This is a genomic window from Amycolatopsis sp. NPDC003865, assembly GCF_053605345.1.
Genome location: NZ_JBSGJA010000013.1, coordinates 162,254 through 187,809, shown reverse-complemented (window position 1 = coordinate 187,809; position 25,556 = coordinate 162,254). Strand labels below are relative to the sequence as shown.

The 25,556-nt window shown below is 73.4% G+C and carries 26 protein-coding genes; 15 read left to right on the top strand and 11 right to left on the bottom strand.

Annotated features, from left to right (window positions below):
* The first annotated feature begins 38 nt into the window (after positions 1-38).
* Together ACWEVP_RS29135 and ACWEVP_RS29130 are read left to right on the top strand one after the other, a co-directional pair.
* The gene (locus tag ACWEVP_RS29135) at positions 39-1,475 is read left to right on the top strand and encodes a PAS domain-containing sensor histidine kinase (RefSeq protein ID WP_452065758.1); all 1,437 of its coding nucleotides are present in this window, start codon (positions 39-41) and stop codon (positions 1,473-1,475) included.
* Positions 1,472-1,846: a response regulator gene (locus ACWEVP_RS29130; RefSeq protein WP_452065757.1), complete on the top strand. Its 375-nt coding sequence runs from the start codon at positions 1,472-1,474 to the stop codon at positions 1,844-1,846. The genes ACWEVP_RS29135 and ACWEVP_RS29130 overlap by 4 nt, the downstream gene beginning before the upstream one ends.
* 5 nt (positions 1,847-1,851) lie before the next feature.
* On the opposite strand, the gene ACWEVP_RS29125 is transcribed toward ACWEVP_RS29130, so the two are convergent.
* Positions 1,852-2,241, bottom strand: a complete 390-nt coding sequence (locus tag ACWEVP_RS29125) for an STAS domain-containing protein (protein ID WP_452065756.1) — start codon at positions 2,239-2,241, stop codon at positions 1,852-1,854.
* A gap of 169 nt (positions 2,242-2,410) precedes the next feature.
* Positions 2,411-3,367, bottom strand: a complete 957-nt coding sequence (locus ACWEVP_RS29120; RefSeq protein WP_452065755.1) for a GlxA family transcriptional regulator — start codon at positions 3,365-3,367, stop codon at positions 2,411-2,413.
* Positions 3,368-3,462: 95 nt separating this feature from the next.
* Here ACWEVP_RS29120 and ACWEVP_RS29115 point away from each other — a divergent pair, with 95 nt between their 5' ends.
* From ACWEVP_RS29115 to ACWEVP_RS29105, 3 genes are read left to right on the top strand one after another with little or no spacing between them, the layout of a single operon-like run.
* Positions 3,463-3,759 (top strand): putative quinol monooxygenase, encoded by a 297-nt coding sequence (locus ACWEVP_RS29115; protein ID WP_452065754.1) that lies wholly within the window; start codon positions 3,463-3,465, stop codon positions 3,757-3,759.
* A 59-nt stretch (positions 3,760-3,818) separates the two neighbouring features.
* Positions 3,819-4,127: a DUF4326 domain-containing protein gene (locus ACWEVP_RS29110; protein WP_452065753.1), complete on the top strand. Its 309-nt coding sequence runs from the start codon at positions 3,819-3,821 to the stop codon at positions 4,125-4,127.
* A 52-nt stretch (positions 4,128-4,179) separates the two neighbouring features.
* Positions 4,180-6,741 (top strand): hypothetical protein, encoded by a 2,562-nt coding sequence (locus tag ACWEVP_RS29105; protein WP_452065752.1) that lies wholly within the window; start codon positions 4,180-4,182, stop codon positions 6,739-6,741.
* Here the strand turns inward: ACWEVP_RS29105 and ACWEVP_RS29100 are convergent.
* The gene (locus ACWEVP_RS29100) at positions 6,738-8,183 is read right to left on the bottom strand and encodes a phenylacetate--CoA ligase family protein (RefSeq protein WP_452065751.1); all 1,446 of its coding nucleotides are present in this window, start codon (positions 8,181-8,183) and stop codon (positions 6,738-6,740) included. The two genes, ACWEVP_RS29105 and ACWEVP_RS29100, sit on opposite strands and share 4 nt — an antisense overlap.
* A gap of 27 nt (positions 8,184-8,210) precedes the next feature.
* Between ACWEVP_RS29100 and ACWEVP_RS29095 the strand changes: the two genes are divergently transcribed.
* The 3 genes from ACWEVP_RS29095 (at position 8,211) to ACWEVP_RS29085 (ending at position 10,549) form a co-directional block, all read left to right on the top strand.
* On the top strand, positions 8,211-8,699 hold the full coding sequence (locus ACWEVP_RS29095) for a MarR family winged helix-turn-helix transcriptional regulator (RefSeq protein WP_452065750.1): 489 nt from the start codon (positions 8,211-8,213) through the stop codon (positions 8,697-8,699).
* A 183-nt stretch (positions 8,700-8,882) separates the two neighbouring features.
* A complete protein-coding gene (locus ACWEVP_RS29090; RefSeq protein WP_452065749.1) occupies positions 8,883-10,148 on the top strand; it encodes a hypothetical protein in 1,266 nt (421 codons plus the stop codon).
* A 95-nt stretch (positions 10,149-10,243) separates the two neighbouring features.
* Complete coding sequence (locus ACWEVP_RS29085) at positions 10,244-10,549, top strand: DUF1883 domain-containing protein (protein WP_452065748.1); 306 nt, start codon at positions 10,244-10,246, stop codon at positions 10,547-10,549.
* On the opposite strand, the gene ACWEVP_RS29080 is transcribed toward ACWEVP_RS29085, so the two are convergent.
* The gene (locus ACWEVP_RS29080; protein WP_452065747.1) at positions 10,518-12,113 is read right to left on the bottom strand and encodes an amidohydrolase; all 1,596 of its coding nucleotides are present in this window, start codon (positions 12,111-12,113) and stop codon (positions 10,518-10,520) included. The genes ACWEVP_RS29085 and ACWEVP_RS29080 overlap by 32 nt on opposite strands.
* A 50-nt stretch (positions 12,114-12,163) precedes the next feature.
* Here ACWEVP_RS29080 and ACWEVP_RS29075 point away from each other — a divergent pair, with 50 nt between their 5' ends.
* The 6 genes from ACWEVP_RS29075 (at position 12,164) to ACWEVP_RS29050 (ending at position 18,518) form a co-directional block, all read left to right on the top strand.
* Positions 12,164-12,640 carry an MSMEG_6728 family protein gene (locus tag ACWEVP_RS29075; protein WP_452065746.1) on the top strand — a complete coding sequence of 159 codons (477 nt, stop codon included), beginning with the start codon at positions 12,164-12,166 and terminating at the stop codon, positions 12,638-12,640.
* Positions 12,641-12,788: 148 nt separating this feature from the next.
* Complete coding sequence (locus ACWEVP_RS29070) at positions 12,789-15,329, top strand: glutaminase domain-containing protein (RefSeq protein WP_452065745.1); 2,541 nt, start codon at positions 12,789-12,791, stop codon at positions 15,327-15,329.
* A 22-nt stretch (positions 15,330-15,351) separates the two neighbouring features.
* Positions 15,352-16,494, top strand: coding sequence for a type III PLP-dependent enzyme (locus ACWEVP_RS29065; RefSeq protein ID WP_452065744.1), 1,143 nt, complete (start codon positions 15,352-15,354; stop codon positions 16,492-16,494).
* Positions 16,487-16,846, top strand: coding sequence for an adenosylmethionine decarboxylase (gene speD / locus ACWEVP_RS29060; protein ID WP_400909351.1), 360 nt, complete (start codon positions 16,487-16,489; stop codon positions 16,844-16,846). The genes ACWEVP_RS29065 and speD overlap by 8 nt, the downstream gene beginning before the upstream one ends.
* Positions 16,846-17,709: a spermidine synthase gene (locus tag ACWEVP_RS29055; RefSeq protein WP_452065743.1), complete on the top strand. Its 864-nt coding sequence runs from the start codon at positions 16,846-16,848 to the stop codon at positions 17,707-17,709. Before speD ends, ACWEVP_RS29055 begins: the two co-directional genes overlap by 1 nt.
* Positions 17,710-17,891: 182 nt before the next feature.
* Positions 17,892-18,518: a DUF4360 domain-containing protein gene (locus ACWEVP_RS29050; RefSeq protein ID WP_452065742.1), complete on the top strand. Its 627-nt coding sequence runs from the start codon at positions 17,892-17,894 to the stop codon at positions 18,516-18,518.
* 56 nt (positions 18,519-18,574) lie between these two features.
* Here the strand turns inward: ACWEVP_RS29050 and ACWEVP_RS29045 are convergent, their stop codons facing one another.
* The 3 genes from ACWEVP_RS29045 to ACWEVP_RS29035 form a co-directional block, all read right to left on the bottom strand.
* Positions 18,575-18,994 carry a hypothetical protein gene (locus tag ACWEVP_RS29045; RefSeq protein WP_452065741.1) on the bottom strand — a complete coding sequence of 140 codons (420 nt, stop codon included), beginning with the start codon at positions 18,992-18,994 and terminating at the stop codon, positions 18,575-18,577.
* A 132-nt stretch (positions 18,995-19,126) separates the two neighbouring features.
* Entirely contained in the window at positions 19,127-19,252 is a 126-nt protein-coding gene (locus ACWEVP_RS29040) for a hypothetical protein (protein ID WP_452065740.1), read from the bottom strand.
* A 122-nt stretch (positions 19,253-19,374) separates the two neighbouring features.
* Positions 19,375-19,827: a MarR family winged helix-turn-helix transcriptional regulator gene (locus ACWEVP_RS29035; RefSeq protein ID WP_452065739.1), complete on the bottom strand. Its 453-nt coding sequence runs from the start codon at positions 19,825-19,827 to the stop codon at positions 19,375-19,377.
* Positions 19,828-19,902: 75 nt separating this feature from the next.
* Between ACWEVP_RS29035 and ACWEVP_RS29030 the strand changes: the two genes are divergently transcribed.
* The gene (locus tag ACWEVP_RS29030; RefSeq protein ID WP_452065738.1) at positions 19,903-21,957 is read left to right on the top strand and encodes an MMPL family transporter; all 2,055 of its coding nucleotides are present in this window, start codon (positions 19,903-19,905) and stop codon (positions 21,955-21,957) included.
* Positions 21,958-22,053: 96 nt separating this feature from the next.
* Here the strand turns inward: ACWEVP_RS29030 and ACWEVP_RS29025 are convergent, their stop codons facing one another.
* From ACWEVP_RS29025 to ACWEVP_RS29010, 4 genes are read right to left on the bottom strand one after another with little or no spacing between them, the layout of a single operon-like run.
* Positions 22,054-22,401 (bottom strand): STAS domain-containing protein, encoded by a 348-nt coding sequence (locus tag ACWEVP_RS29025; RefSeq protein WP_452065737.1) that lies wholly within the window; start codon positions 22,399-22,401, stop codon positions 22,054-22,056.
* Positions 22,398-23,468: a cobalamin B12-binding domain-containing protein gene (locus ACWEVP_RS29020; RefSeq protein ID WP_452065736.1), complete on the bottom strand. Its 1,071-nt coding sequence runs from the start codon at positions 23,466-23,468 to the stop codon at positions 22,398-22,400. The genes ACWEVP_RS29025 and ACWEVP_RS29020 overlap by 4 nt, the downstream gene beginning before the upstream one ends.
* Positions 23,465-25,096, bottom strand: coding sequence for a PP2C family protein-serine/threonine phosphatase (locus ACWEVP_RS29015; protein ID WP_452065735.1), 1,632 nt, complete (start codon positions 25,094-25,096; stop codon positions 23,465-23,467). The genes ACWEVP_RS29020 and ACWEVP_RS29015 overlap by 4 nt, the downstream gene beginning before the upstream one ends.
* Positions 25,083-25,478 carry an ATP-binding protein gene (locus ACWEVP_RS29010; protein ID WP_452065734.1) on the bottom strand — a complete coding sequence of 132 codons (396 nt, stop codon included), beginning with the start codon at positions 25,476-25,478 and terminating at the stop codon, positions 25,083-25,085. The genes ACWEVP_RS29015 and ACWEVP_RS29010 overlap by 14 nt, the downstream gene beginning before the upstream one ends.
* Positions 25,479-25,556 lie beyond the last annotated feature (78 nt).

Below are 25,556 nucleotides of genomic sequence, written 5' to 3'. Positions count from 1 at the left end.
AGCCTGCCGCCCGGGCGGCGATCCGGCAGAGTTGCCTCATGGACGACGACGGGCGCGGCGAGGACCGGGTGCGGCTGCTGGTGCGCAGCGTCCAGGACTACGCGATCTTCCTGCTCGATCCCGGGGGCCGGGTCGCGAGCTGGAACGCCGGGGCGGAGCGGATCAAGGGCTGGACCGCCGAAGAGATCATCGGGCGGCACTTTTCGGTGTTCTACCCGCCGGAGGACGTCGCGGCGGGGAAACCGGCGCGGGGACTGGAGGTCGCGGCCGCCGAGGGCCGGCTGGAGGACGAGGGGTGGCGGATCCGCAAGGACGGCAGCCGGTTCTGGGCGAACGTGGTGATCACGGCGCTGTTCGACGAGCAGCGCCGGTTGCTGGGGTTCGGGGAGGTCACCCGTGACATGACGGAACGCCGCACCGCCGAGCAGGCCCTGCGCGAGAGCGAAGAGCGGTTCCGGCTCCTGGTGCAGAGCGTGCAGGACTACGGGATTTTCATGCTCGACCCGCGCGGGCACATCTCGAGCTGGAACGCCGGTGCGGAGCGGATCAAGGGCTGGACCGCCGAAGAGATCATCGGGCGGCACTTTTCGGTGTTCTACCCGCCGGAGGACGTCGCGGCGGGGAAACCGGCGTGGGAGCTGGAGGTCGCGGCCGCCGAGGGCCGGCTGGAGGACGAGGGGTGGCGGGTCCGCAAGGACGGCAGCCGGTTCTGGGCGAACGTGGTGATCACGGCGCTGTTCGACGAGCAGCGCCGGTTGCAGGGGTTCGGGAAGGTCACCCGTGACATGACGGAACGCCGCACCGCCGAGCAGGCCCTGCGCGAACGCCGCCGGCTCGTCGGCCACCTCGTCGACGCGCAGGAGGTCGAACGGCGCCGGATCGCCTGGGACGTCCACGACGAGTCGATCCAGTCCATGGTCGCCGTCGGCATGCGCCTGCAGCTGCTCGCTTCCCGGCTGCCGGAACCCCACGCGAGCGCCGTCGCGGGCCTGGACGAGTCCGTGCAGGCCGCCATCGGCAGGCTGCGGGGCCTGGTGTCCCGGCTGCGGCCGCCGGAGCTCGACCGCCACGGTCTGGTCGAGGCGGTGTCCGGCTACGTCGACGACGTCGCGGGCCGGTGGGGGCTGGCGCACTCGGTGTCCGACGAGCTCACCGCCGAGCCGTCACCGGAAGCCGCGATCACCGTGTACCGGATCTGCCAGGAAGCGCTCAGCAACGTCCACAAGCACGCCCGCGCCACCCGCGTCGACCTCCGCCTGTCCACAGTGGACAACGGGACGCTCGTGCGGATCACCGACGACGGCGTCGGCGTGGCCGCCGGCGACGCCGCCGCGGGTCACTTCGGGATGGTCGAGATGTACGAACGGGCCGAAGCGGCGCACGGCTGGCTGTCGGTGACGGGCGCGCCCGGCGGCGGCACGGTCGTCGAGTTCTGGCTGCCGATCCTGCCCGACGCGCCGGGGCTGGAACCGTGACCGCGGTGCGGGTGCTGATCTCCGACGACGACGAGATGATCCGGGCCGTCCTCAAGGAGGTTCTCGACTCCGAGGCCGACATCGCCGTGGTCGCGGTCGCCGAAGACGCCGACGAAGCGATCCGGCTCGCCGAGCGCCACCGGCCCGCCGTCGCGGTGCTCGACGTCCGGATGCCGGGCGGCGGCGGGGCGCGGGCGGCGCGCGAAATAGCCCGGTGCAGCCCGGACACCGCCATCCTCGCCTTCTCCGCCTACGCCGACCGGGCCTCGATGGCGGGACTGGCCGCCGCCGGTGTCGCCGAGTACCTCGTGAAGGGCGTGCCGAACGCGAAGATCGTCGAGGCCGTCCGGAGGCTCGGGCGGACGTCGTGAGCGGCTCAGCCGACCGGCCGCGGGCTCATCAGCCCGTAGAAGTCCATCGGCAGCACCGTGAACAGCCGCCGCACGGCGCGTGACCCGCCGGGCTCCACGGTGAGGCGCGCACCGGTGGCGTCGGCCAGGAGCTGGGCGCGCAGCAGCGAGGTCAGCCCGGCGACGGAGATGAACGTGACCCCGGACAGGTCGACGACGACCTCTTCGACGTCGCCGCGGATGCGGTTGCGCAGGAGCTCGTCGAGCCGGCGCGCGGTGTTCAGGTCGACCTCGCCGCTCACCCGGACGAGGACGGTGCGCGCGCCGGGGCGCGCAACGCGCAGGGTCATGCGGCCGGCGTCGATCCAGCCGGGGGAGGTGAGCTCGTGGTCGGCCGAGCGGGGTTCGGGAACCATCGCGGCACACCCTTTCGTCGGGCAGCGGGGGCGAGCCGGACGTGCGGGGGCGACGGCAGCGGTCGAGGCAGCCTGCCGGCCCGGGCGCGGGACGCCCGGCAGCGGCTGACGGCTCAACCGTGAGCCCTCAGGATAGTGCATCTGCACTAGGTGGACCACCGGGGCACGCTCAGCCGCGCAGCGACGCCACCGGCTTGCCCGTGCGGTCCCGCAACAGCTCGCGCAGCGTCCCGGGGTGCTCGTAGCCGACCTTGCGGGCGATGGCCTCCAGCGACAGCCCGGTCGTGCGCAGCAGGTGCGCCGCCTGCTCCACCCGCAGGTCCTGGACGAACCGCACCGGCGACGTCCCGAGCGCGCGCCGGACCGCGCGCTGCAGGGTGCGCTCGCTGACGCCGAGGTCGCGCGCCGCCGCCGGGAGGCTCACCGGCTCGGCCAGGCGCGTGCGGACCCACGCCTCGAACGCCGCGACCGTCGGGTCGTGACCGGCCAGCGCGCTCGCGATCGTGTACGCCGACTGCGACGGGCGCTCGTCCACCACCAGGTACCGCGCGACGAGGTCGGCGAGCGCCGGGCTGCGGTGCCGGACGATCGCCAGCGCGAGGTCCACGTGCCCGAACGCCGCGCCGGCGGTGGTCACCCCGGCCGACCCGACCACCATCCGCGTCTGGTCGAGCTCGACGGCCGGGTAGCGCGCCCGGAACACCGGCGCCAGCCACCAGCTGGTGGTCGCGCGGTGCCCGTCGAGCACGCCGGCTTCGGCGAGCAGGAACGTGCCGGTGCACGCGGACGCGATCGGGGTGCCCGCCGCGCGGGCCCGTGCGACGGTCCGCCGTCCCGCCGCCGCACCCGGCCCGGAGACGTACGCGATCAGCTCGGCGGGCCGCCGCTCGGCCAGCGCGGGCACGATGAGCAGCTCCGCGTCCGCCACGTGCCGCAGCGGTTCGGTCGAGACGACCAGCCCGGCACCGGTCCGCACGCGCCGTTTCGCGCCGACGGTGGTGATTTCCCAGGCCGGGGGCGGCCGGTCCAGCTGATCGCGCATGGCGTTGGCCGCGTCGAGGACGTCGAGCAGCGCCGCCAGCCCCGAGTCGAACACGCCGTCGTAGGCGAGCACCGCCACCTTCATGTCGGAAACGGTAGCAAAAGTGTCGTTTCTGCCACTGACGCCGACCCCGCGGGCCGGCCTAGCTTGGCCAGGTCCGAACGAAACGAGGAGAGCAGATGAAGATCGGCTTGCTGGCCAGGATCGAGGCCAAGCCCGAGTACGCCGACCAGGTCGAGGCGATGCTGACCGACGCCGTCGAGCTGGCGAAGGCGGAGCAGCACACCCTGGCGTGGTTCGCGTTCAAGCTGGACGCCACCACCTTCGGGGTGTTCGACACCTTCGGCGACGAGCAGGGCCGCCGGGCCCACCTCGAAGGCCGGATCGCCGCGGCGCTGACCGACGCCGCGGGGACGATGCTCAGCGCGCCGCCGGAGATCCGCGAGACGGACCTGCTGGCGGTCAAGCTGCCGTGAGCCCCGCCTGGCGGTCCCGCGCCGGGGCCGCCAGGCTGGCCCGTAAGAAAGGAGCGACCATGCCCACCACCGTCGTCAACCTGAAGGGCCACCGCGACGACCCGGAGTACGCCGACGTCGTCTACGTCGGGCGCCCGATGCACCGCGGCGGCTGGCACCTGGCGGGTTCGGAGCTGGCCAGCCCGTTCCGGCCGGGCCCGGACGGCACCCGCGAGGAGGTGCTGGCCCGGTACCGCGAGCACCTGCTGTCCCGGCCGGACCTGCTCGCCCTCCTGCCGGACCTGCGCGGGAAGCGGCTCGGTTGCTGGTGCGTCCCCGAGCTCTGCCACGCCCAGGTGATCGCCGAGATCGCGGATCACGGGCCGTAACGAACCACACCCCCTCCGCGAGTAACCTGGCGACACGAGGGGGTGATCGACGGTGTCCGCGCGACGACACGCCGGCTTCGATCAAGCGGAACTTCCCGCGGCTCACCGGATCCGGTGGTGGGTCGCGGCGGTGACGGCGGGGCTCGTCGCGGCCGGGTTCGCCGTCGTGCCGTACCTGCCGTTCTTCCAGGGCTGGACGTTCGTCCGCGACCCGAAGGTCGCGAGCGTCATCACCTGGACGGTCCTGCAGACGTCCGTCGTGGTGATCGGCGCGGTGCTGACGCTCTACTTCGTCGGCCGGGCCCGTCTGGAAGCGGCCGCCTTCCGCGCCAACCAGATCGACATCCGGCTCTTCGCCGACGAACGCCCCGAAGGCAGCCACGACCGCGAGATCGATTCGGCGGTCGAGCTGACCGCGGCGTTCAAGCGGATCCTCAACGACTCGCGGCTCTACACGCCGACGCCGGTGCCGGGCGTCGGCGGCTCCTACGACTTCATCCAGATCGTCGAGCACGCCGGCGACGCCGCGGAAGGCTGGTGGAAGGCCGCGACCAAGCTGGTCCGGCTCGCGCAGCCGCCCGCCGCGTTCACCGTCACCGGCACGGTCCGGCCGGGCAACACCACCGGCCGGTACCAGCTGATCCTCGAACTGGTCCGGGTGCCGCGCTTCGCCGCGAGCCCGCTGGTGATCGAGGACGAGAACTGGCCGCGCGTCCTGCACCGCGCGGCCAACGCCGTGGCCGCGCTCGTCATCCCGCGCAGCGCCTACGTCCGCACGAACATCCACTGGGCGGCGTGGCGGGGCGCGAAGATCCCGTACGAGCTGTTCGACGCCTACCAGCGCGCCAACCACTTCGTCACCCACCGCCGCTACGACGAAGCCCTCGCCGAGTACTACCGCGCGGTGAGCCTCGACCCGTCGAACGTCTACATCAGACTCGAGATCGCCGCCCTGCAGGAACAGCTCGACCTGCACCTCGACGCGCTCGCCACCTACGACGACGTGATCACCGTGTGCAGCCGGGGCCACCCGCGGCTGGCCCGCTGGTGGATCGGCCCGGACTTCGCGCGCCAGCCGCGGCACGCGGGCCGCGGGCGGGAAGTCGCGCTGCTGATCGCCCGCTACCGGCACGCGCTCGTCCTCGGCCACGGCGACTCCGTGGCCGGTTCGTGGTGGGTGCGGCGCACGACGGCGGGAGCGCCGGGTGACGCGCGGGCGCTGCGGCGGGCCGAGCTGCGGACGGCGCTGGAGCTGCGCTTCCGCCGCTACGTCCGCCTCGACGTGCGGGTCCGGCCGTACGCGATCCCGCCGGAGAAGCGCCTCGAACTGCACCGCCGCGTGCTGAAGGCGCCGGTCGAGGAGATCGTCGTCCACGAGGCGACGCCGGAGCGGCTGGCCGAGTACAACCAGCGCGCCGCGGAGATGCGGTCCTACCTCGGCGCCCTGTCGCAGTACGAGATCGAACGGCTCATCGCGGACTACCGCCGGTTCGGCAGGCGCTGGCGCAGCAGCTGGCACCAGCTGACCAACCGCGCGCTCGACCTGTCCCTGGTCTGGGCCGTGGTGCGCCGCGCGATGGCCGACGTCGAACCGGTGACCGGCGCGGTCCCCGTGCCCCAGCCCGCCTACCCGGCCAGCCGGGTGCGGCTGGCCGACGTCTGCCCCGACCGGCGCTGGCCGCCGGATCCGCGTGCCCTCGACGACACCGTCGAAGCCGCCGGCCCGCGCAAGTCGTGGGAGGAGTGCTACAACGCCGCGAGCGTGTACGCCGTCGCGATGCTCGAAGTCGGCCCGCGCGGCGAGCGCGACCTCCGCGACCGCGCGCGCAACCCGCGTCTGGTGGGCGAAGCGCGGGACGAAGTGGCCCGCCGCGCCGTCCGCGAGCTCTACCAGGCCGCGACGATCAGCCACAGCGGACGGCTGCCGGAGCGTCGCTCGTGGGTGATGGGGGAGGACCCCGACCTCGTCGCGCTGCGCGGGCACGAGCTGTTCCGGGTGTTCGAGATGGTGACGTTCTCCCCGGACCGCGCGGCGCCGCTGCGGCCGCAGCGCGCCCACGTCTGGGAGCAGGTCGGCTACGTCCGGCGGCTCGTCGGCGAGATCGCGGCGTGCCGCGCGCACTTCTGGCGCGCCAAGGCCGCCGAACCCGAGCCGGACGACCGGACGCTCGACCGCTGGCGCGCGGCCGACCGCGACGCCTGGCGCAAGCTGGCCGAGCTGGCGACCGGCAAGCAGGACTGGTACACGCGCTACCAGGCGATCTGCGCGTTCCGCGCGTGGTCGGCGGACTCGGGCTACCCGGGATCGATCGCGGGTTTCCCGCTGTACAGCGAAGAACGGCTGCACGCCCAGCTGCGCGGCGCGGCCGGGCGGCGCGGGAAGACGGGCCTGGACGCGAACATCGTCGTCCGCGAGTACGTCCGCCTGTGCGACCAGCGGCTCGACCGGCTGGCGGCCGACATCGCCGAACTGACCGAGCAGGCCCCGGTGACCGGGTTCGCGGCGTGCGCCGACCTGTGGACGGCACTGAGCGCGTGGTTCGACGACGACCTCGCCGACGGCTCGTCGGCCGAGGAACGGCGCGAGCGGTTCCGCAAGCTCGCCCGGCCCTAGGACCGCCGCGTGTATCGGTGCTTCACGCCGACCGGGAAGTACTCCGGGTCGCCCGCCGGGCGCAGCACGACCTCGGGCCGCTGCCGCTCGGCCGGCACGTAGTGCGCGAACTCGCTGTTGAGCCGCCGGAGCTCCCCGCGCACCGCGTCGGCGATCGCGGCCGCGTCGGCGGTCGTGCCCGGCGCCGTCTCGACGGTGATCCGCAGCCGCCGGTCGCGGTCTTCGTCCTCGACCGACTCGATGACGAACTTGCCCGTGACGGTGTCGCTGATCCCCGGCTGCTCCAGCCCGACGGTCACGTTCTCCGGGTAGACGTTCGCGCCGAAGAACGACACCGTGAACAGCGACCGGCCGAACACGTACACGAACGGCAGTTCCGGCCCGGGCGGCGGCGCGAAGCCGTGGCCGGCGCAGAGGTCGAGCAGCTCGGCGTGCGGCAGGATCCCGCCGTCGTCGGCGATGTGGTAGCGGATCAGCGGGATCCCGCCGTCGCCGGTGAACACGAGCGTGCCCTCGTGCACCTCGAAGAACCGGCTCGCCGGGTCGTACTGCACCAGCGTCGGGAGCCGGGCGTCGCCGAAGACCTCCCGCGCCAGGCCGGGGCGGTCGGCGAAGAAGCGGCGGATGCCGGCCGACAGCGGGGTTTCGGTGCCGAGGACGCCGGCGTCGGCGGTGCCGTAGAGGGACGCGATGTCCCGCAGCGGGTTGGCGACCCCGGCCCGCCGGGCCACGAGTTCGCGCCACTGCTCGCTGTACACCTCGCCGGCCAGCACGAGCTTGATCTTGTACGCGGGCCAGTCGACGCCTTCGGCGAGGCCGGTGTCGACGACGTCCTTGACGAACGGCGGGTAGCCCAGCAGCACGACCTGCTCGAAGTGCGGCGCGAGCTCGGGCAGCACGCGCAGGATCTCGGCCTTGTTGTTGCCCGGCGCGACGACGGTGATCGGGCAGCCCTTGGCCGCGAGGTGGCGCACGCACGCGGTGGTGAAGAGGCCGCCCACCCACGTGCCGAGCGGGAAGCAGACGACGGCGAGGGTGCGGCGCCGGTCGGCTTCGAAGGCGTCGACCAGCACGGTTTCGAACCGGCGGGCGACGTGCAGCTCGTCTTCGAGGGCGCGGGGCCAGATCGTCGGCCGACCGCTGGAACCGGAGGAGACGGCGATCATGTCGAGCCCGTCGAACGTGCCGCCGCGGCACAGCTCGGGCAGCGGGTACTTCCGGTGGTAGCCGTCCTTGTCGAGCAGCGGCAGCGTCCGGAAGTCCGCCATGGTCCGGATTCCGCCGGGGTCGACGTCGTGGTCCCGCAGGAACTTCCGGTACGCGGGCACGGTTTCCGCGGTGCGGCGGAAGAGGTCCAGGACGTGGCCGGCCTCCGGTGGCCCGGGCGGCCCGAAGAAGGTGTCGAACGCCTGCCGCACGCGGGACTGCCGGCCGAGGTCCATGATCGGAGCATAGCGGCGGCGCGTGTCATGATGGGCGGCGTGAGCACGTCCGCGGAGCAGCAGCCCGCCGGCTCGCCGTTGACCCTCTACCTGGTCAAACGGCTCGAGCTGGCGATCAGGGCCCTGCTGGACGACGCGCTCCGGCCGGTCGGGCTCACGACGTTGCAGTACACGGCGCTGACGGTGCTGGAAGCCAGCGGCGCGCTGTCGTCGGCGCAGCTGGCCCGCCGGTCGTTCCTGCGCCCGCAGACGATGCACGAAATGGTGCTGGCGCTGGAGAAGCGCGGGCTGATCGCGCGGACTCCGAAGCCGGGCAACCGCCGGGTCCTGCTGGCCGGCCTGACCGAGGAGGGCCGCGCCCTGCTGGCCGGCTGCGCGCCGGCGATCGCGGAGGTGGAGGGCGCGCTGCTGGCGGACCTGAGCCCGGGCCAGCGCGCGACGTTCCGCGAGGGCCTCCAGCACGGGGTGCTCGCGCTGGGTGCGCTGTCGTCCCAACGGCGTTCGCAGGAAGGCTGATCCAGGCCGGACCTACAGCTGGCGGACCGGTCTCGGCCATGTGGCGGATTTACTCAGGCTTGCTGACAAAAAGTGCTAGGCCGGTCGAGTGGTGGCGCCGGGCGGCGCGTTGCCGGGGTGTGGGAAGGGCCGTTGGAGGGTACGTCCCAGATCTGCTTTTCCGAACCCGGAGGTACCCCGACCGTGACCAGGGCCCGCGACAGGGACGGCGTCAGAACCGCCGCCCGGCGCGCACTGGTGGTCGCCGGAGCGGCGGCGGGTTTGTGGTTCGTGTCGTGGTTGCTGGGCGGGCACGCGGAGGCCGCGGGGCGGGCGCCGGATCCGGTCGGCGCTGTGGTGGCCGGGGTGCTGGGGGAGCCGCCGTCCGGTGGTGGCGCTCCGGTGGCTCCGGTGGTCGCGCCGGTTCCGCGGAAGTCCGCGCCGGTCGCGGCCCAGCCGGCGCCGCGGGTTGCGCAGGCGGTGGAGCCGGTGTCGCACGTCGTGCGTGCGGCTGAGCCGGTTGCGAGTGTGGTGCGTGGTGCCGCGCCGGTGTCGCAGGTCGTGGGTGCGGTTGCGCCGGTGGTTGAGCCTGTGTCGAATGCGGTGCGTGCGGCTGCGCCGGTGGTTGAGCCTGTGTCGAATGCGGTGCGTGCGGCTGCGCCGGTGGTTGAGCCCGTGTCGAATGCGGTGCGTGCGGCTGCGCCCGTGGTGCGTTCTGTCGAGCCGGTCCTCGCGCCGGTGTCGCGGGTCGTGCAGGCGGCGGCCCCGGTTGTCGAGCCGGTGTCGCACATCGTGCGTGCCGCCGTGCCGGTGGTCGGGCCCGTGGTGCGGTCCCTCGAGCCGGTCCTCGCGCCGGTCTCGCGGGTCGCCGCTCCCGTGCTCGGGCCGGTGTCGGGCTTGGTGCGCGCCGTCGCTCCGGTGGTCGAGCCCGTCTCCCGGCTCGTGCGCCCCCTCGAGCCGGTCCTCGCGCCGGTCGTCGGCGCCACCGCTCCCGTGATCGCGCCCGTGGCCGAGCCGATCACCGGGACCGTCGTGACTCCCGTGGACGACCCACCCGGCGAATCGCCCGTCACCAGACCGCTCTTCACCCCCGCGCTCCGAGCGGAAACTGCCCCGACGGCGGCGGACCCCGAACCCGCCGAGCCCACCGCGGGCCCCTCCGCCGCGCCGCGGACCGCCGCACGTCCGGCCGGCCGAACCGACGACTGCCCGCACCCCCGCAAAGCGACTCCCGCCACGACGGCTCGCCCCGCGAAACACACCGCGTCGCACCCGGACAGCATTCCCGACCGCACCCCGGCGCCCCGGTCTCCGGCCCCCGCCGATGCCGCCTGCGGGACCTCTCCCACGATCCCGCCCGCCTGCCTCACCCCCGGCTGCGGACCCGGCGCGACCCGGGCGGTCACCCGGTCGCACGGGGACTTCGTGCCGCTCTGGCGGCCCTGCGAACCGGGCACCGGCCCCGGCTGATCACCGCCCCGATCCTGCTCCCGTCGCGGTGCGCGGCGTGTTCCGCGCTGCCCGCGACCGCCACAACCCACAACCCACGCGTGAAGAGGGGCGAAATGGAAGCGAACGTGTTCGATCTCGGGAAGGTGCGAAGAGACGCGGTGGTCACCATCCGCCTGGACGCCATGGCCAACGTCAGGCTCCTGACGGAGGTCAACTACCAGGCCTACCGGCGCCGGCAGTACTACCGGATGCACGGCGGGGTGGCCACCGCACCGATGTTCAAGATCCACATCCCGGCCAACGCGCACTGGTTCCTCGTGCTCGACGTCGAGGGGCTGGAGAACCTGCCGCTGCGGCCCCGGGTGAGCGTCGAACCGGAGCCCGCCGTCATGGCTCGTGGACGCACCGGCCCTCGGTGAACGTCATCGCGACCTTCGCGGCCCCGATCTCGTGGTCGGGGCCCGCGAAGGGGTCGCGGTCGAGCACCACCAGGTCGGCGCGGTGCCCGGGGCGGATCACGCCCGTGTCGTCGAGGTGGTTGACGTGGGCCGAACCCGCGGTGTACGCGGTGATCGCCGCGGCGAGGGTGATCCGCTGGTCCAGGAGGAACGCCGGACCGTCCTCGCCGTAGGGGATCCGGTTGACCGCCACGTGGATGCCCTGCAGCGGGTCGGGGCTGCTCACCGGCCAGTCGCTGCCGGCGGCCAGGGTGGCCCCGGCTCGCAGCAGGGCCCCGAACGGGTACTGCCACGCCGCCCGTTCGGCGCCGAGGAAGGGGATGGTCAGCTCGTCCATCTGAGGTTCGTGCACGGCCCACAGCGGCTGGATCGTCGCGGTCGCGCCGAGCCGCCCGAAGCGCGGGACGTCGTCGGGGTGCACCACCTGCACGTGCGCGAGGTGGTGGCGCCGCCCGTCGCCGTTCGCCGCGCGGGCGGCCTCGACGGCGTCGAGCGCGTCCCGCACCGCGCGGTCGCCGAGCGCGTGGAAGTGCACCTGGAAGCCGTGCGCGTCCAGGAGCGGCACGTACTCGCGCAACGCCGCCGCGTCGACGAAGCTCAGTCCACTGTGGCCGGCGCACCGGTAGGGCGCGAGCAGCGCCGCGGTGTGGTTCTCGGCGACGCCGTCCAGCATGATCTTGACGGTTTCGGCGCGGAACCCGCTGCGGCGCAACGACTCCCGGCGCTCCAGGAGGTCCGGGAGCTGCTCGGCACCGCGGGCGCGGTCCCACCAGAGCGCGCCCGTGACGCGGGCGCTCAGCAGCCCGCGTTCCGACGCGGTCGCGTACGCCCGCGACGGGTCCGGCATGCCGCCGTACTCGCCGAGCAGCGCGTCCTGCCAGGCGGTGACGCCGAGCGAGTGCAGCAGCCGTTGCGCCCGCAGGAGGCCGGCCAGCTCGTCGACCTCGGTGACCGGCGGCAGCAGCCGGGTGACGAGGTCCATCGCGCCTTCCTGCAGGACGCCGGTGGCGCCGTCGGCGTCGCGCTCGATGCGGCCGTCCGGCGGGTCCGGCGTCTCCGCGGTGATGCGGGCGCGGGCGAGCGCGGCGCTGTTCAGCCAGGCGCCGTGGTGGTCGCGGTTGACCAGGACGACCGGCCGGTCCGCGACGACGGCGTCGAGCAGCCGGCGGTGGGGGAGGCCGCCCGCGAAGGTGTCCATCGACCAGCCGCTGCCGGTGAGCCACTCGAGCCGCGGGTTGGCCCGTGCGTACGCGGCGACGGTGTCGAGGCAGCTCACCACGGTGGTCGCGCCGGTGAGGTCGCACCGGCCGAGTTCGACCCCGCCGCCGACGGCGTGGATGTGCGCGTCCTGGAAGCCGGGCAGCAGCAGGCGCCCGCGCAGGTCGACGACCTCGGTGCGCGGGCCGGTGACCGGGGCCGGGTCGGCGCCGACGGCGGTGATCCGGCCGCCGCGGACGGCCGCGAACCCGGCCCGGCCGCCGGGGGTGAGCACGGGGCCGCCGGTGAAGACGAGGTCGGCGTGCATGCCCTCGATCCTCCCGCATCGACCGGCCGGCGCCGGGGTACCCGGCCCGGATGCAGACGTTCCTGCCGTGCGCCGGCTTCACCGAGAGCGCCCGCACGCTCGACCGCCGCCGTCTGGGCAAGCAGCGCGTGGAGACGCTCCAGGTGCTGCGCGCGCTGGTGGTCCCGGGCTACGGCTGGCGCCACCACCCGGCCGCGAAGATGTGGACGGGGTACGAAGAGGCGCTGACGCGCTACGGCCTGGAAGTGTGCGCGGTGTGGTGCGAGCTGGGCGCGGCGGACACGTGCGCGGTGAAGCTGACCGATGAGTTCACGGCCGCGATGGGGAGCACGGCGGTACGCACCCAGGCGGAGCTGGCGGCCACCGGCGACCTCCCGCCCTGGCTCGGCGACGAGGCCCTGCACCGCAGTCATCAGTCCGCGCTGGTGCGCAAGGATCCGGGCCACTACGCGGCCCGGTTCCCGGGCGTGCCGGACGACCTGCCGTACGTCTGGCCGGCGTCGGACCGGCCGCCCCGCGCCGCCTGATCCGCGCGCCCGAAAAGCGCACCGGACCTGCGCCCCGAGTGGTCCGTCAAGCAATCACCGCACCGACCAACGGCGGATTTACAACGTTGTACCAACGATGTAAAAGTTATCCCCCGCACGATCTCGCCCGCCGTGGAAGGGGCCACCGATGTCCTCCCGAGAACGCGCTCACCTGACCCGCCGGGACCTGCTCCGGCTCGCCGGGGGCACCGCCGCCGCCGTCGCCGCCGCGCTCTGGCTGCCCGGAACCGCCGCCGCCGGCACCTTCAGCCCGATCCGGCCGCCCGCCACCCCGCTCATCGTCCGCTCGCCCTACCTGTCCACCTGGCAGCCCGCCGACAACCTCCCCGGCACCTGGTCGAGCTTCTGGACCGGGCACATCACCGCGCTCTGCGGCCTGGCCCGCATCGACGGCGCCGCCTACGTCTTCGCCGGTCAGCCCGCGCTGCCGGGCGGGCCCGCGCTCACGCCGATGACCCAGCTCAGCCTGCAGGTCACCGGCACGCGCTCGACCTACGTCCTCACCGGCGGCGGCGTGAACCTCACCGTCACGTTCTTCTCGCCCGTCGACCCGGCGAACCTGCAGCGCCAGTGCGTGCCCTTCGGCTACGTCACCATCCAGGCCGCCAGCGCCGACGGCCGCGCCCACGCCGTCGACCTGCACTTCGACACCTCGGCCGAGTGGGTGCACGGCGACACCTCGGCCCAGGTGACCTGGACCCAGCAGCAGGCGAACGGGTACACGCTGCTGTCCTGCACCCCGGCGAGCCCGGGGGTGCTGCAGGAGAACGGCGACCAGGCGAGCTGGGGACGGCTCGTGCTCGCCGCGCCGACGTCCGGGACCAGCTGGCAGATCGGACAGGACACCGTCGTGCGCGCCGCTTCGGCGGGCCAGGGCGCCCTGACCAACACCAGCGACACCGCCCAGCCGCGCGCGATCAGCGACCGCTGGCCGGTGCTGGCCTTCAACGCCGACCTCGGCACGATCCCGGCCGGCGGCACCTCGGCTCCGTTCAGGCTCTCGATCGGCCACGTCCGCACGCCCGCCGTCCGCTACCTCGGCACTCAGCTGAACCCCTGGTGGACGCACTACTGGAGCAGCTGGCAGGACATGGCCGTGTGGTTCGGCAACGACTACGCGAGCGCGCTGTCCGCCGCGACCGCGATCGACCAGCGCCTGCACGACGACGCCGTCGCCGCGGCCGGCGGCGGCACCACCGGCGAGCACTACGCCGGGATCTGCGCGCTCGCGCTGCGCCAGGCCTTCGGCGGCACCGAACTCGTCGACCGCGGCGGCGCGCCGTGGGGCTTCCTCAAGGAGATCTCCTCCAACGGCAACATGTCCACAGTGGACGTCACCTACCCGGCGTTCCCCGCCTACCTCTACCTGTCCCCGGCCTACCTGCGGCTGGTCCTGGAGCCGCTGCTCGACTACGCCGAGCGCGGCGGCTGGCCGATGCAGTTCGCCGAGCACGACCTCGGCACCCACTACCCGGACGCGACCGGGCACAACGACGGCAACGAGGAGAGCATGCCGGTCGAGGAGTCGGCCAACATGCTGATCATGGCCGCCGCCCTCGTCCAGCGGCTCCCGTCCGCGGACGCCGTCGCCTTCGCGAACACCCACTACCGGATCCTGCGGCAGTGGGCCGAGTACCTGGTCGGCACCACCCTCGACCCGGGCTTCCAGAACCAGACCGACGACTTCACCGGGTTCATCGCCCACAGCGCCAACCTCGCGCTCAAGGGCATCATCGGGGTCGGCGCGATGGGGGTCGTCGCCGCCGCGGTCGGCAACACCGCCGACGCCCAGCGGTACCGCTCGGTCTCGCGGAGCTACATCAGCCAGTGGGTGACCCTCGCCGGGGACGGCCAGCACCTCAGGCTCGCCTACGACCAGCCCGGCACGTGGAGCCTGAAGTACAACGGCTTCGCCGACCGCGTGCTCGGCCTCGACCTGGTCCCGCTCGGCGTCGCCGCCCAGGAGGCCGCCTGGTACCAGGGCCGCGTCGGCGCCCACGGTGTCCTGCTCGACCCGCGCAACAACTACACGAAGGCCGACTGGGAGCTGTGGACCGCCGCCTGGCTCACCGACCAGCCGAACATCCGCACCTCGCTGGTCGAGGGTGTCTACAGCTACGCGAACGTCACTCCGCAACGGGTGCCGTTCAGCGACTGGTACGTCGTCGCCGACGCCACCCAGCGCGGCTTCCAGGCCCGGCCGGTCGCCGGCGGCTACCTCGCCCTGCTGACCCGCCCGGCGGCGTCGACGACCGTGTGGCGGAAGCTGCAGAACCAGCGCTCGGGCAAGGTGCTCGCCGTGTCGAACATGTCGCTGGCCGACACCGCGGAGGTCACGCAGTGGACCGACAACGGCACCGCCGACCACCTCTGGGCCGTGGTCGACAACGGCGACGGCACCGTCCGGATCGTCAACCGCAACAGCGGCAAGGTCCTCGCGGTGCACGACCAGAGCCTCGACAACGGCGCCCACGTCCAGCAGTTCCAGGACAACGGCACCCCCGACCACAACTGGCGGATCGTCGACGCCGGCGGCGGCTGGTCGAAGCTGGTCAACGTCCGCAGCGGCAAGGTCATGGCGGTCGACCAGCAGTCCACCGCGGACGGTGCCCAGGTGACCCAGTGGGACGACAACGGGACACCGGACCACCTGTGGCGGTTCGTCTGACGCCGTTTGCGACACTGGCGCCGTGTGCGCCGACCCCCTCCGCCGGTTCCTCGACGAACGGGACCCGCCGACCCCGTGCCTCGTCGTCGACACCGACGCCGTCGCGGCCCGGGCGCGCGAGGTCCGCGCGGCGTTCCCGGGCGCGCTGATCCGGTACGCGGTCAAGGCCAACCCGGCGCCGCCGGTGCTCGACGCGCTGGTGGCGGCCGGGATCGGCTTCGACGTCGCCGGGCCCGCCGAGCTCGCGCTGTGCCTGGACCGCGGCGCGGACCCGGCCGGCATCGCCTACGGGAACCCGATCAAGAAACCCCGCGACATCGCCGACGCCTTCGAACTCGGCGTCCGCGAGTTCACTTCGGACGCCGCGGCCGACGTCGACCACCTGGCCGAGCACGCGCCGGGCGCGGCCGTGTCGATCCGCGTGCTGCTCGACGCGCCGGACTCGGTGACGCCGTTCGGCCGCAAGTTCGGCTGCGAGCCGGCCGAGGCGCTCGACCTGGTGCTGCGCGCGGCCGCGCTCGGCCTGCGGCCGGGCATCGCCTTCCACGTCGGGTCGCAGCAGCCGGACGCCGGCGCGTGGGAGATCGGGATCGCGACGGCGGCGAAGCTGTTCGCCGAGGCCGCGGCGCAGGGCGTCACGATGACGCGGCTCAACCTGGGCGGCGGCTTCGCGACCACCCACCGGACCGCGGTGCCTGCGCTGGACGTCTACGCCACGACGATCGCGTCCGCCCTCGACACGCATCTCCCCGGCACGCGGCCCGAGCTGATGCTGGAGCCGGGCCGGGTGCTCGTCGCCGACGCCGGCCTGCTCCGGACCGAGGTCGTCCTCGTCGCCTGGCGCGGCGAACGGCGCTGGGTCTACCTCGACATCGGGCGCTACAACGGCCTCGCCGAGGCCGAGAACGAGGCGATCGCGTACCGGGTCGAGCCGGTGGCGGCGCAGGACGGCCCGTGCGGGCCGGTGGTGCTCGCCGGGCCGACCTGCGACGGCGACGACGTCCTCTACCAGCGCACGCCGTACGAACTGCCGCTGTCGCTGACGACCGGTGACCGGCTCGACCTGCCGGGCACCGGCGCCTACACCGCCAGCTACGCGTCGGTCGGGTTCAACGGCATCGAGCCGCTGCGCACCTACTGCGTCGGGCGGTGGGGCGATGCCTGAGATCGGCCGGTTCACCGGGCGCCACGTCCTCGCCGAGCTGCACGGCGTCGACCCGGGCCTGCTCAACGACGCGGTGCGGCTCGGCGAACTGCTGCGGGCGGCGGTGACGGAGGCGGGCGCGACGGTCGTCGACGTCGTGGCCAAGCGGTTCGTGCCGCAGGGGGCCACGGTGATCGCGCTGCTGGCCGAGTCGCACGCGTCCGTGCACACCTACCCCGAGCACGGTTCGCTGTTCGCCGACGTGTTCACCTGCGGCTCGCGGGCCGACCCCGAGCACGCGCTGCGGCTGCTGGCGAAATCGCTGGACGCCGCTTCGGTCCACCTGTCCGTCCTGCACCGGGGAGAACGCTGATGCCCCTGATCCACGAACCGGTCGGCGCCGGCCTCACCCGCGTCTGGGAGGTCGGCGACGTGCGGTTCCACGCGCGCACGCCGTACCAGGAAGTGCTCATCGGCGAGACCGCGCAGGGGATTTCGCTGTTCTGCGACGGCGAACGGCAGAGCACCGAGGCGAGCCAGCTCGTGTACCACGAGGCGCTGATGGTGCCGGCGCTCCTGCTGGCCGAGCGGGTGCGGCGGGTGCTGATCATCGGGTCGAGCGAGGGGGTCGCCTCCGAGCTGGCGGTGTCCGCGGGTGCCACGCGCGTCGACCACGTCGACATCGACGAGCAGGCCGTGCGGGCCTGCGCCGAGCACCTGCCCTACGGATACACGACCGCCGACCTCGCCCGCGGTGACGGGCCGGTCCGGGTGTCCTATGCGGACGGCTGGGAGTTCCTGGCCGCGGCCGAGGCCCGCGGCGATTCCTACGACGTCGTCGTGATCGACCTGCCGGACGAGAACACCGACCCCGACGCGCAGCACAACCGCTTGTACGGCACGGACTTCCTCGGCCGGTGCGCCCGGCTGCTCGCTCCCGGCGGGGTGGTCACCTGCCAGGCGGGCTGCCCGACGCTGTGGCGCAACGAGACGCTGCTCGCGTCGTGGCGGCGGTTCCGCGAAGTGTTTCCGACGGTGCTGTACTTCGGTTCCGACGAGCACGAGTGGGCGTTCCTGACCGGCCGCGCGGACGTGGTCGGTGACCCGGGCGCGCTGGTGGCGCGGCGGTTCGCGGAGCGGGGGAGCGGCGCGGCCACGCTGGACGCCGAAGCGCTGCTCGCCGGGACGACCCCGCCGTATTCGCTCCGGCACGCCAGTGGTCCGGACCAGCCGTGACCGTTGTTTGTCCGACATAAGCAAGTAATGAAGCCGGAAAATGCGGGAAATGGATTTCCCGCACTCCGAGTTGCCGTGTTACTCCGTTCAGTGGCCGTCGAAAAGGTTGCGATCGCGCTACGATCCGTTCCGCGCGCGATCATCGAGATCAAAAGGCACCGTGGCCCATTTGGAGGAGCGTCATGCTCGGTATGTTGGTCGTAGCCGGAATGGTTCTGTCCGCCCTCGCCGCACCCGTCGATTCCCCGGCGACGTCGGCTCCGACCGAAAAGATCACGCTCGACGTCAAGACCATCAACGGGTCGGGCTGCCCGGCGGGCACGGCCACGGCGACCGCCGACGTCGCATCCGACAACTCGTCGTTCACGGTGCACTACACGAACTTCACCGCCAAGGCCGGCGGTGGCGCGTCCGCGCTCGACGCCAGGAAGAACTGCCAGATCAACGTGCTCGTCCATGTACCGCAAGGGTTCACGTACGCGATCGCCGAGGCGGAGTACCGCGGTTTCGCCCACATCGAGAGCGGGGCGAGCGCGCTCGAGCAGGCCAACTACTACTTCACCGGCACCTCGCCGACTGCCCGGGTCCGCCACACCTACCCGGGCCCGTTCCACGGCGTGTGGCGGGCGACGGACACCACCGACGTGGCGGCGCTCGTGTTCGCCCCGTGCGGTGAGGACCGCAACCTGAACATCAATGCGGAACTGCGTGCGGACGCGGGCGGTTCCGCGGGAACGAGTTACATCGAAATGGATTCCGAACACGCGAGCGTGGACACGATTTACCACTTCGCGTGGAAGACCTGCTGAATTGTCGCGAAATGGCCCGCCCACCGGAAATTCCTCCGGTGGGCGGGCCCCTCGCGCTAGACGTGGGTGACCAGGAGTGTCACTCCCGCTTCGCCGCCGCAGTCGACGAACACCGGTCCGACGCCGTTGCCGATGTGCTGCGACACCGTCGCCTTGGCGACGAAGTGGTCCGGTCCGGCGTCGAGGATGCGGATGTTCTCCAGCGCGGGGTGCTCCGGGAAGCCGCCGAGGACGGACTTCAACCCGGTGCCCCCGCCGCAGTCGCCGGTGATGGTCACTTCCTGGCCGCGGTGCGTCGTCGGGTTCGGGGTCACCTCGACGGTGGCCCGCGCGCCCTGGGGCGGCTGTGTGGTCATGGTCCCCTCCGTGGTCCCCTGGTCCGCCGACGCGCCGCCGGCGATCCCGATGCTCACCGCCGTGACGAGTCCGGCCGCGGCGGCCAGTCCGGTCACGGTGCGGGTGGTCTTGCTGCGCATGGTGTGCTCCTCCCTTGATCCGGGGTCGGCCGGATCTGCTTCGTCAGTCGCCCCGGGGCGGGCACGGGGTTCTCGACGCAGAGGAGTGAGACGTGGATCACATCAGAAGGAGGTGTCTACAAAGGACGGACGCTAGTCGAGCGCGCCCGAAGCCGGCAGTTCGGCCGGCTCGCCCTTCGCGGACGGCGCCAGGGTGCATCGTCGCTCGAACCGCTCCATCAGCACGGTAGCGATCAGGAGGGCCACTGGGGTGCTCACCGCGATCCACATGGAAGAAGACCTACCCAGGCGAGCCGGGGCTGAATCGCCGCGCCGGCCGCGGCGGCGGCCTGTCGCGGCCACGGGAACGCCGGAAGTCCGCCTGGCCTGGGCGGGTCCGCTCAGGTAACCGGTTGGTCTCGATCCGGCGCGGACAGCCGGGCGATCACCTGCAGCAGGCCGGCCCGGAACGCGTCGTCCGCGCCGAGCTCCCCGAGCACCGCGGGCTCGGCCCGCACCGCCTGTTCGTGGACCGCCCGGCCCTGGGGGGTCAGCCGGGTGACGTGCCGCCGGGCGTCCGCGGGATCCGGCGTCCGCGTGACGAACCCGGCCTTGCCCAGCCGGTCGAGGGTGCGGCTGATCGTCTGGTCCGTCACCTGGCAGCGCTGGGCCAGCGTCCGCTGGGGGAGCGGCCCGTCGCGCAACGTGTGCAGCGCGATCAGCCCCGCGTGGGTGAGCCCCATGCCCTCGAGCACCGCCGTCCAGCGGTGTTCGACCAGGCGGGCCGCCACGGCGAGCAGCCGGCCCGTCGGCCACGTGCTCAGGTCGGGTTCGGGGGTTGTGCTCACCGTCACTCCGGGTCCGTCGTGCAGAATGTTCAGCTTGCTGAACAATTGGGCGTGTTCGCCCTCGAAAGGACCTTAGCGACCATGAACGACAAGCCGCGCCGTCTCCGCTGGCTGATCCCTGCCCTCCTGGTGGTCGCCTGGCTCGGGCTGGGCGGGTTCGGCGGCCCGTTCGCTGGGAAGCTCAGCGAGGTCGCGAAGAACGACAACGCCGCCTTCCTGCCGCGCTCGGCCGAGGCCACCGAGGTCTCCGACGAGCAGAAGGCCTTCACCCCGCGCCAGGTGCTGCCCGCGACAGTCGTCGCCGAGCGCACCACCGGCCTGACCGCGGACGATCGGCGGTTCCTCGACGCCAAGGCCGCCGAGCTGGGCACGGTGCCCGGCGTCGTGGGCCCGCTCGGGAAGCCCGACAAGGCGCCGCGGGACGACCAGGCCGTGCAGCTGGCCGTGCCGATCCTCGCCGACGGCAACCCCGCCGACGTCGTCAAGGAGGTCCGCGCGAAGCTCACGGGCGCGCCTCCGGGGCTCACCGTGCTGGTCACCGGGCCCGCCGGGCAGATCGCGGACCTGGTGACGGCCTTCGGCGGCATCGACGGCATCCTGCTGCTGGTCGCCGGCGGTGTCGTCGCGCTGATCCTCGTCGCCGTCTACCGCAGCCCGCTGCTGCCGCTGCTCGTGCTGCTGTCGGCGGTGTTCGCGCTCGGGCTCGCCAGCCTCGTCGTCTACCTGCTGGCGAAGAACGACGTCCTCGCCCTCAACGGCCAGAGCCAGGGCATCCTCTCGATCCTCGTGTTCGGCGCGGCGACGGACTACGCCCTGTTGACCGTCGCGCGGTTCCGGGAACAGCTGCGCGACACACCGAACCGGTTCGACGCGCTGAAGCTCGCGTGGCGCGCGACGCTCGAACCGATCGCCGCGTCGGCCGGCACCGTGATCCTCGGCGTGCTGTGCCTGCTGTTCAGCGACCTGAACTCGAACAAGGGCCTCGGCCCGGTCGCGGCGATCGGCATCGGCGCCGCGCTGCTGGCCTCCACCACGTTCCTGCCCGCCGTGCTCGCCCTGTGCGGCCGCGGCGCGTTCTGGCCGTTCAAGCCCGCACTGGGTTCGCCGCACCCCGAGACGTCCGGCGTCTGGGGCCGCGTGGCCGGCCTGGTCGGCCGCCGCCCGCGGGCGGTCTGGGTGGTGACGGCGCTCGTCCTCGGCGTCGGTGTGGCGTTCCTGCCGCAGCTCAAGGCGTCCGGCACCGCGCAGTCCGACGTCTTCCTCACCCAGGTCGAATCCGGGACGGGGCAGGACATCCTGGGCAGGCACTTCCCAGGCGGCCTCGGCGCGCCCGCCATCACGATCGCCGACGCCGGCGCGGTGCCCGCGGTCCTGGCGGCGGCCAAGCTGGACGGTGTCGCGCAGTCCGTGGCGCTGCCCAAGCAGGTGAACGGCCGGGTCCAGATCCTGTCGGTGCTGAACGACCCGGCCGACTCCGAGGCGGCGGTGGCGACGGTCGGGCGGCTGCGCGAGGCCGTGCACGCGGTCCCCGGCGCGAACGCGAAGGTCGGCGGCCCGACGGCGATCCAGCTCGACACGCAGCAGACCTCCGAGCACGACCGGGCGCTGATCATCCCGATCGTGCTGCTGGTCATCTTCCTGGTGCTGGCGCTGCTGCTGCGGTCGTTGCTCGCGCCGTTGCTGCTGATCGCGACGGTGGTGCTTTCGTTCGCCGCGACGATGGGCGTGTCGGCCGTGGTCTTCAACCACGTTCTGGACTTCCCGGGCGCGGACCCGGTGGTGCCGCTGTTCGGGTTCGTCTTCCTGGTGGCGCTGGGCATCGACTACAACATCTTCCTGATGACCCGGGTCCGCGAAGAGGCGCTGACCCGCGGGACGCGCGACGGCACGCTGCGCGGGCTGTCGCTGACCGGCGGGGTGATCACCTCGGCGGGAGTCGTGCTCGCGGCGACGTTCTCCGCGCTCGCGGTGATCCCGATCCTGTTCCTCGCCCAGATCGCGTTCATCGTCGCGTTCGGCGTCCTGCTGGACACGTTCCTCGTGCGGTCGCTGCTGGTGCCCGCGCTGACGGTCGACGTCGGGCGCCGGGTCTGGTGGCCGTCGAAGCTGGCGAAGGCTGCGAAATCACCCGCTTGAAGTCCGGGCACTGGACGGGCGGCACGTGGTCGCAGCCGGCCGCACGGCGGGGAGGTGACGGTCTCCAGCGCCCACGACCCGGGGGAGCTGGACGGCCTACGAGTCGCGGCGGGCGCGTGAGTCCGCGGCTTCGCCGGTGAGGTAGGCCGTCGTCCCGGTCAGGGCCAGCAGCCGGTCGAGCGCGCGCGGCCGGTTGTCCAAGTGCAGGCGGGCACCCGCGCCGGTGACCGCGCGGTGGACCAGCAGCAGGGTCGACAGCCCGGAAGAGTCGCAGAAGGCGACCTCGGCGCAGTCGAGCCGCACGTCCCGCACCCCGGGGTGGTCGGCCAGCCGGTCGGTGACCAGCTGCAGCAGCGTCCCGGCCGTCGCGAACTCCAGCGTGCCGTCGATCGTGACGCGGGCCGTTTCGCCGTCCGGGGCGGTCCACGCGCAGGTCAGACTCATGCGGACAACCCCGATCCGGCGGCCGGGGCCGCCACGTGCGTGCGTGCCGCGCGGAGCAGGCCGGTGGCCCGCGGGAAGTCGCGCAGCTCCGCCTCGAGCAGCTCGAGGGCGGGAACGAGCGAGGCGGCCGGGACGCCGCGCGCGGTGAGGATGCCGGCGGTCCAGCTCAGGAAGCCGGTGAACAGCTCCTCGTCGCCGACGTACAGCGACGCCCCCAGGAAATCGACGATGTGCGCGATGTCCTCGGCCGTGTGCTGCCGCTGCAGCTCGGTGTAGCCGCGCACGGCCGGGACGCGCTCCTCCAGCCCGGCCAGCACCGCCTTGACCAGCCTGCTCGAACTGCGCGTGACCAGCGTGTACTCCTGGTCGGCCAGGTGCGGCAGGTCGTCGATCGGCTGGTGCCCGATGTGCGGGCGGGGGAGCGGGTCGGTCAGCCGGTCGGCCGCCGAACGCGCGTCCGGCGCCCAGGCCTCGGCGCCGAGGAGCCGGGCGTACCGGCCGTCGGGCCCGAACGCCGCGCCGCCGGCGATGACCGGGGTCGCGGCGGCCTGGCATGCGGTGATCGTGGCGTGCGCGGTCGGCAGCCGGGTCGCGATCGACCCGGACAGCGCGACCGCGTCCGGCCCGGTGCGGTGCAGGTGGGCGACCAGGTGCGGGGCGGGCACCTGCGCGCCGAGGTAGTCGACGCGGAAGCCGCGCAGCCGCAGCACTTCGGCGAGCAGCCGGGCCGGCATCGCGTGCCACTCGCCGTCGACGCAGGCGACGGTCACGCGGCCCAGGTGCGGTTCCGGCCGCTTCAGCACGTACCCGAAGGTCGCGATGACGCGGTCGTTGATCGCGGTCGCGGCGTGCTCCTGCGCGACGGTGAGGCGGTTGGCCGCCCACTCCTGCCCGACCCGGCGCTGGACCGCGCCGATCACGTCGAGCAGCAGGCTCTCCGGGTCGGCGCCGTCGGCGAGCGCCTGGACCACGACGTCGCCGGCGGCGTACTCGTCGCCGGTCGTGACGGCGGCCCAGAGCCGCTCGGCGCGCTCGGCCACCCCGGGCGTGCGGATCGGGGTGCTCACGCCGTGTACCTCCCGCGACCGTGGCCGCCGACCGCGGTCAGGTGCTGGCCGCGCGGCGCGGTGATCGCCAGCACCGCCATGTCGTCGTGGGTGCCGCGGCCGATCCACTGCGACGCGAGCATCTGGATCCGCTCGACGACGGCGTCGGCGGGCATGTTCGCGCATTCGGTGAGGGACTGCCGGAGCCGGTCCTCGCCGAACATCGCGTCGCCGAGCGGGCCGCCGCGCGCTTCGACGATCCCGTCGGTGTAGAGCAGGCACGTCTCACCGGGGTCGAGCGTGACGTCCGTGCCGGACGACTCGATCTCGGGCAGCACGCCGATCAGGCTCCCGTGGGTCTCGGCCTCCTCCACGCGGCCGTCGGCCCGGACGATCAGGGGCGGCGGGTGGCCCGCGCTCGTGACGCGCAGCCGGACGCCGGCCCCTTCGCGGCGGGCGGAGGCCAGCACGAGGGTGACGAACCGGGCGTCGCGCCGGTCGGCCAGAGTGCGGTTCAGCAGGGTGAGCAGCGCCCCGTGGTCGCCCGCCATCGGCAGCAGCGCGCGCAGCGTGGTGCGGATCTTCCCGGTCAGGACCGCGGCGTCGAGGCCCTTGCCGCAGACGTCGCCGAGCACGGCCAGCGACTCGCCACCGGTGTCGATCGCCGAGTGCACGTCGTAGAAGTCGCCGCCGATGCGCTCGCCGTCGCGCGCCGGGCGGTAGCGGCCGGCGAACTCGACGCCACCGAGCTGTTCGAGCGTCGGCGGAAGCAGCTCGCGCATCAGCGTGTCGGTGATCGACGCCTGCAGCGCGAACACGCGCGCCGCCGACATCGCCGCACCCGCTCGTGCCGCGAACAGCCGGGCGAAGAGCTCTTCGGAGTCGGTGAACGACGCCCGGTCGCCACGGCGCAGCAGCACCAGCGCACCGGCCGGGACGCCGTGGCCGGGCAGCGGCGTGACGACGACCGAGCCGACCGGGCCGAAGTCCGCCGGCAGCACCCAGCCGGGTGCGGCGTCGGGGTCGAGCCAGCGCGAGGGCACCGGCGGGAAGCCCTGCAGCGCCTCGCCGAGGCCGGGCAGCTCGTCGGGGTCGATCTCCAGCCGGGACCGGGTCGGTTCGCCGTCGCGCACGCAGGTGACGGCGGGGTAGCTCCCGCCGGCGGCGGGCGCCAGGACCAGGGCGGCGTCGGCGAGGTGCTGCGCGGCGAGCCGGGCCGCGACCTCCATGCAGCGGTCGAGGTTGAGCGAGCCGAGCAGCGCGGCGGAGGCGTCGCTGAGGAACGCGGTGCGCTCCTGCTCGCGGACCAGGGCGTCCCGGGCCACGCGGGCGTCGGTCTCGTCGACCAGCCACCACGTGACGGCCTCGCCGTGCGGGATCGGGTGGGCCGCGAAGGACCGCTCGCCGACGTCACCGCGGACGATCTCGTCGCCGCCGCCGTCGTGCGCGGCGACCAGCCAGTCCGGTGCGGTCCCGGCGAGCCGGCACCCGGGCTCGGCACCCGGGAAGAGCGCGCGGGCGGCTTCGTTGAGGGCGAGGACGACCCCGGCGGTGTCGGCGCTGAGGGCCGCCATCGGGGCGGCTGCCCAGCCTCGGTCGCCGGTGTCCGGGGCGGTCGGCGTGCTGCGCGCCGGGTCAGCCACGGGCACCCGCGGGGTCGTCGGTGGCCAGCTCGGCCCACAGGGTCTTGCCGCTGGGCCGGCGCAGCTGGCCCCAGGCCGCGGCGCAGCGCTCCACCAGCAGCAGCCCCCGGCCGCCCTGGTCGGACGGCGTCCGGCGGCGCGCGGACTCGCCGCCGCCGTCGTCGACCTCGATCCGCAGCTTCGCGGCGCCGGGCAGCAGGCGCACGTGGTACGGGGCGCGGCCGTGGCGCAGCGCGTTCGACGTGAGCTCGTCGACCACCATGACCGCGGTGCTGACCACGTTCGCCGGGAACTCCCGCAGGACGGTGCGGACCCAGTGCCGGACTTTCGCCAGCTCGGTGAGCTCGGCGGTGATGCCGAGCTCGTGCCGGATCGTTCTCAGGTTCACGTCCGCCTCCCTGTCCGTGCCGGGCTCCGGGGAGAAGCCCTCCCCTTCTTCATGCCCGGATCCGGGCCCGCCGACACG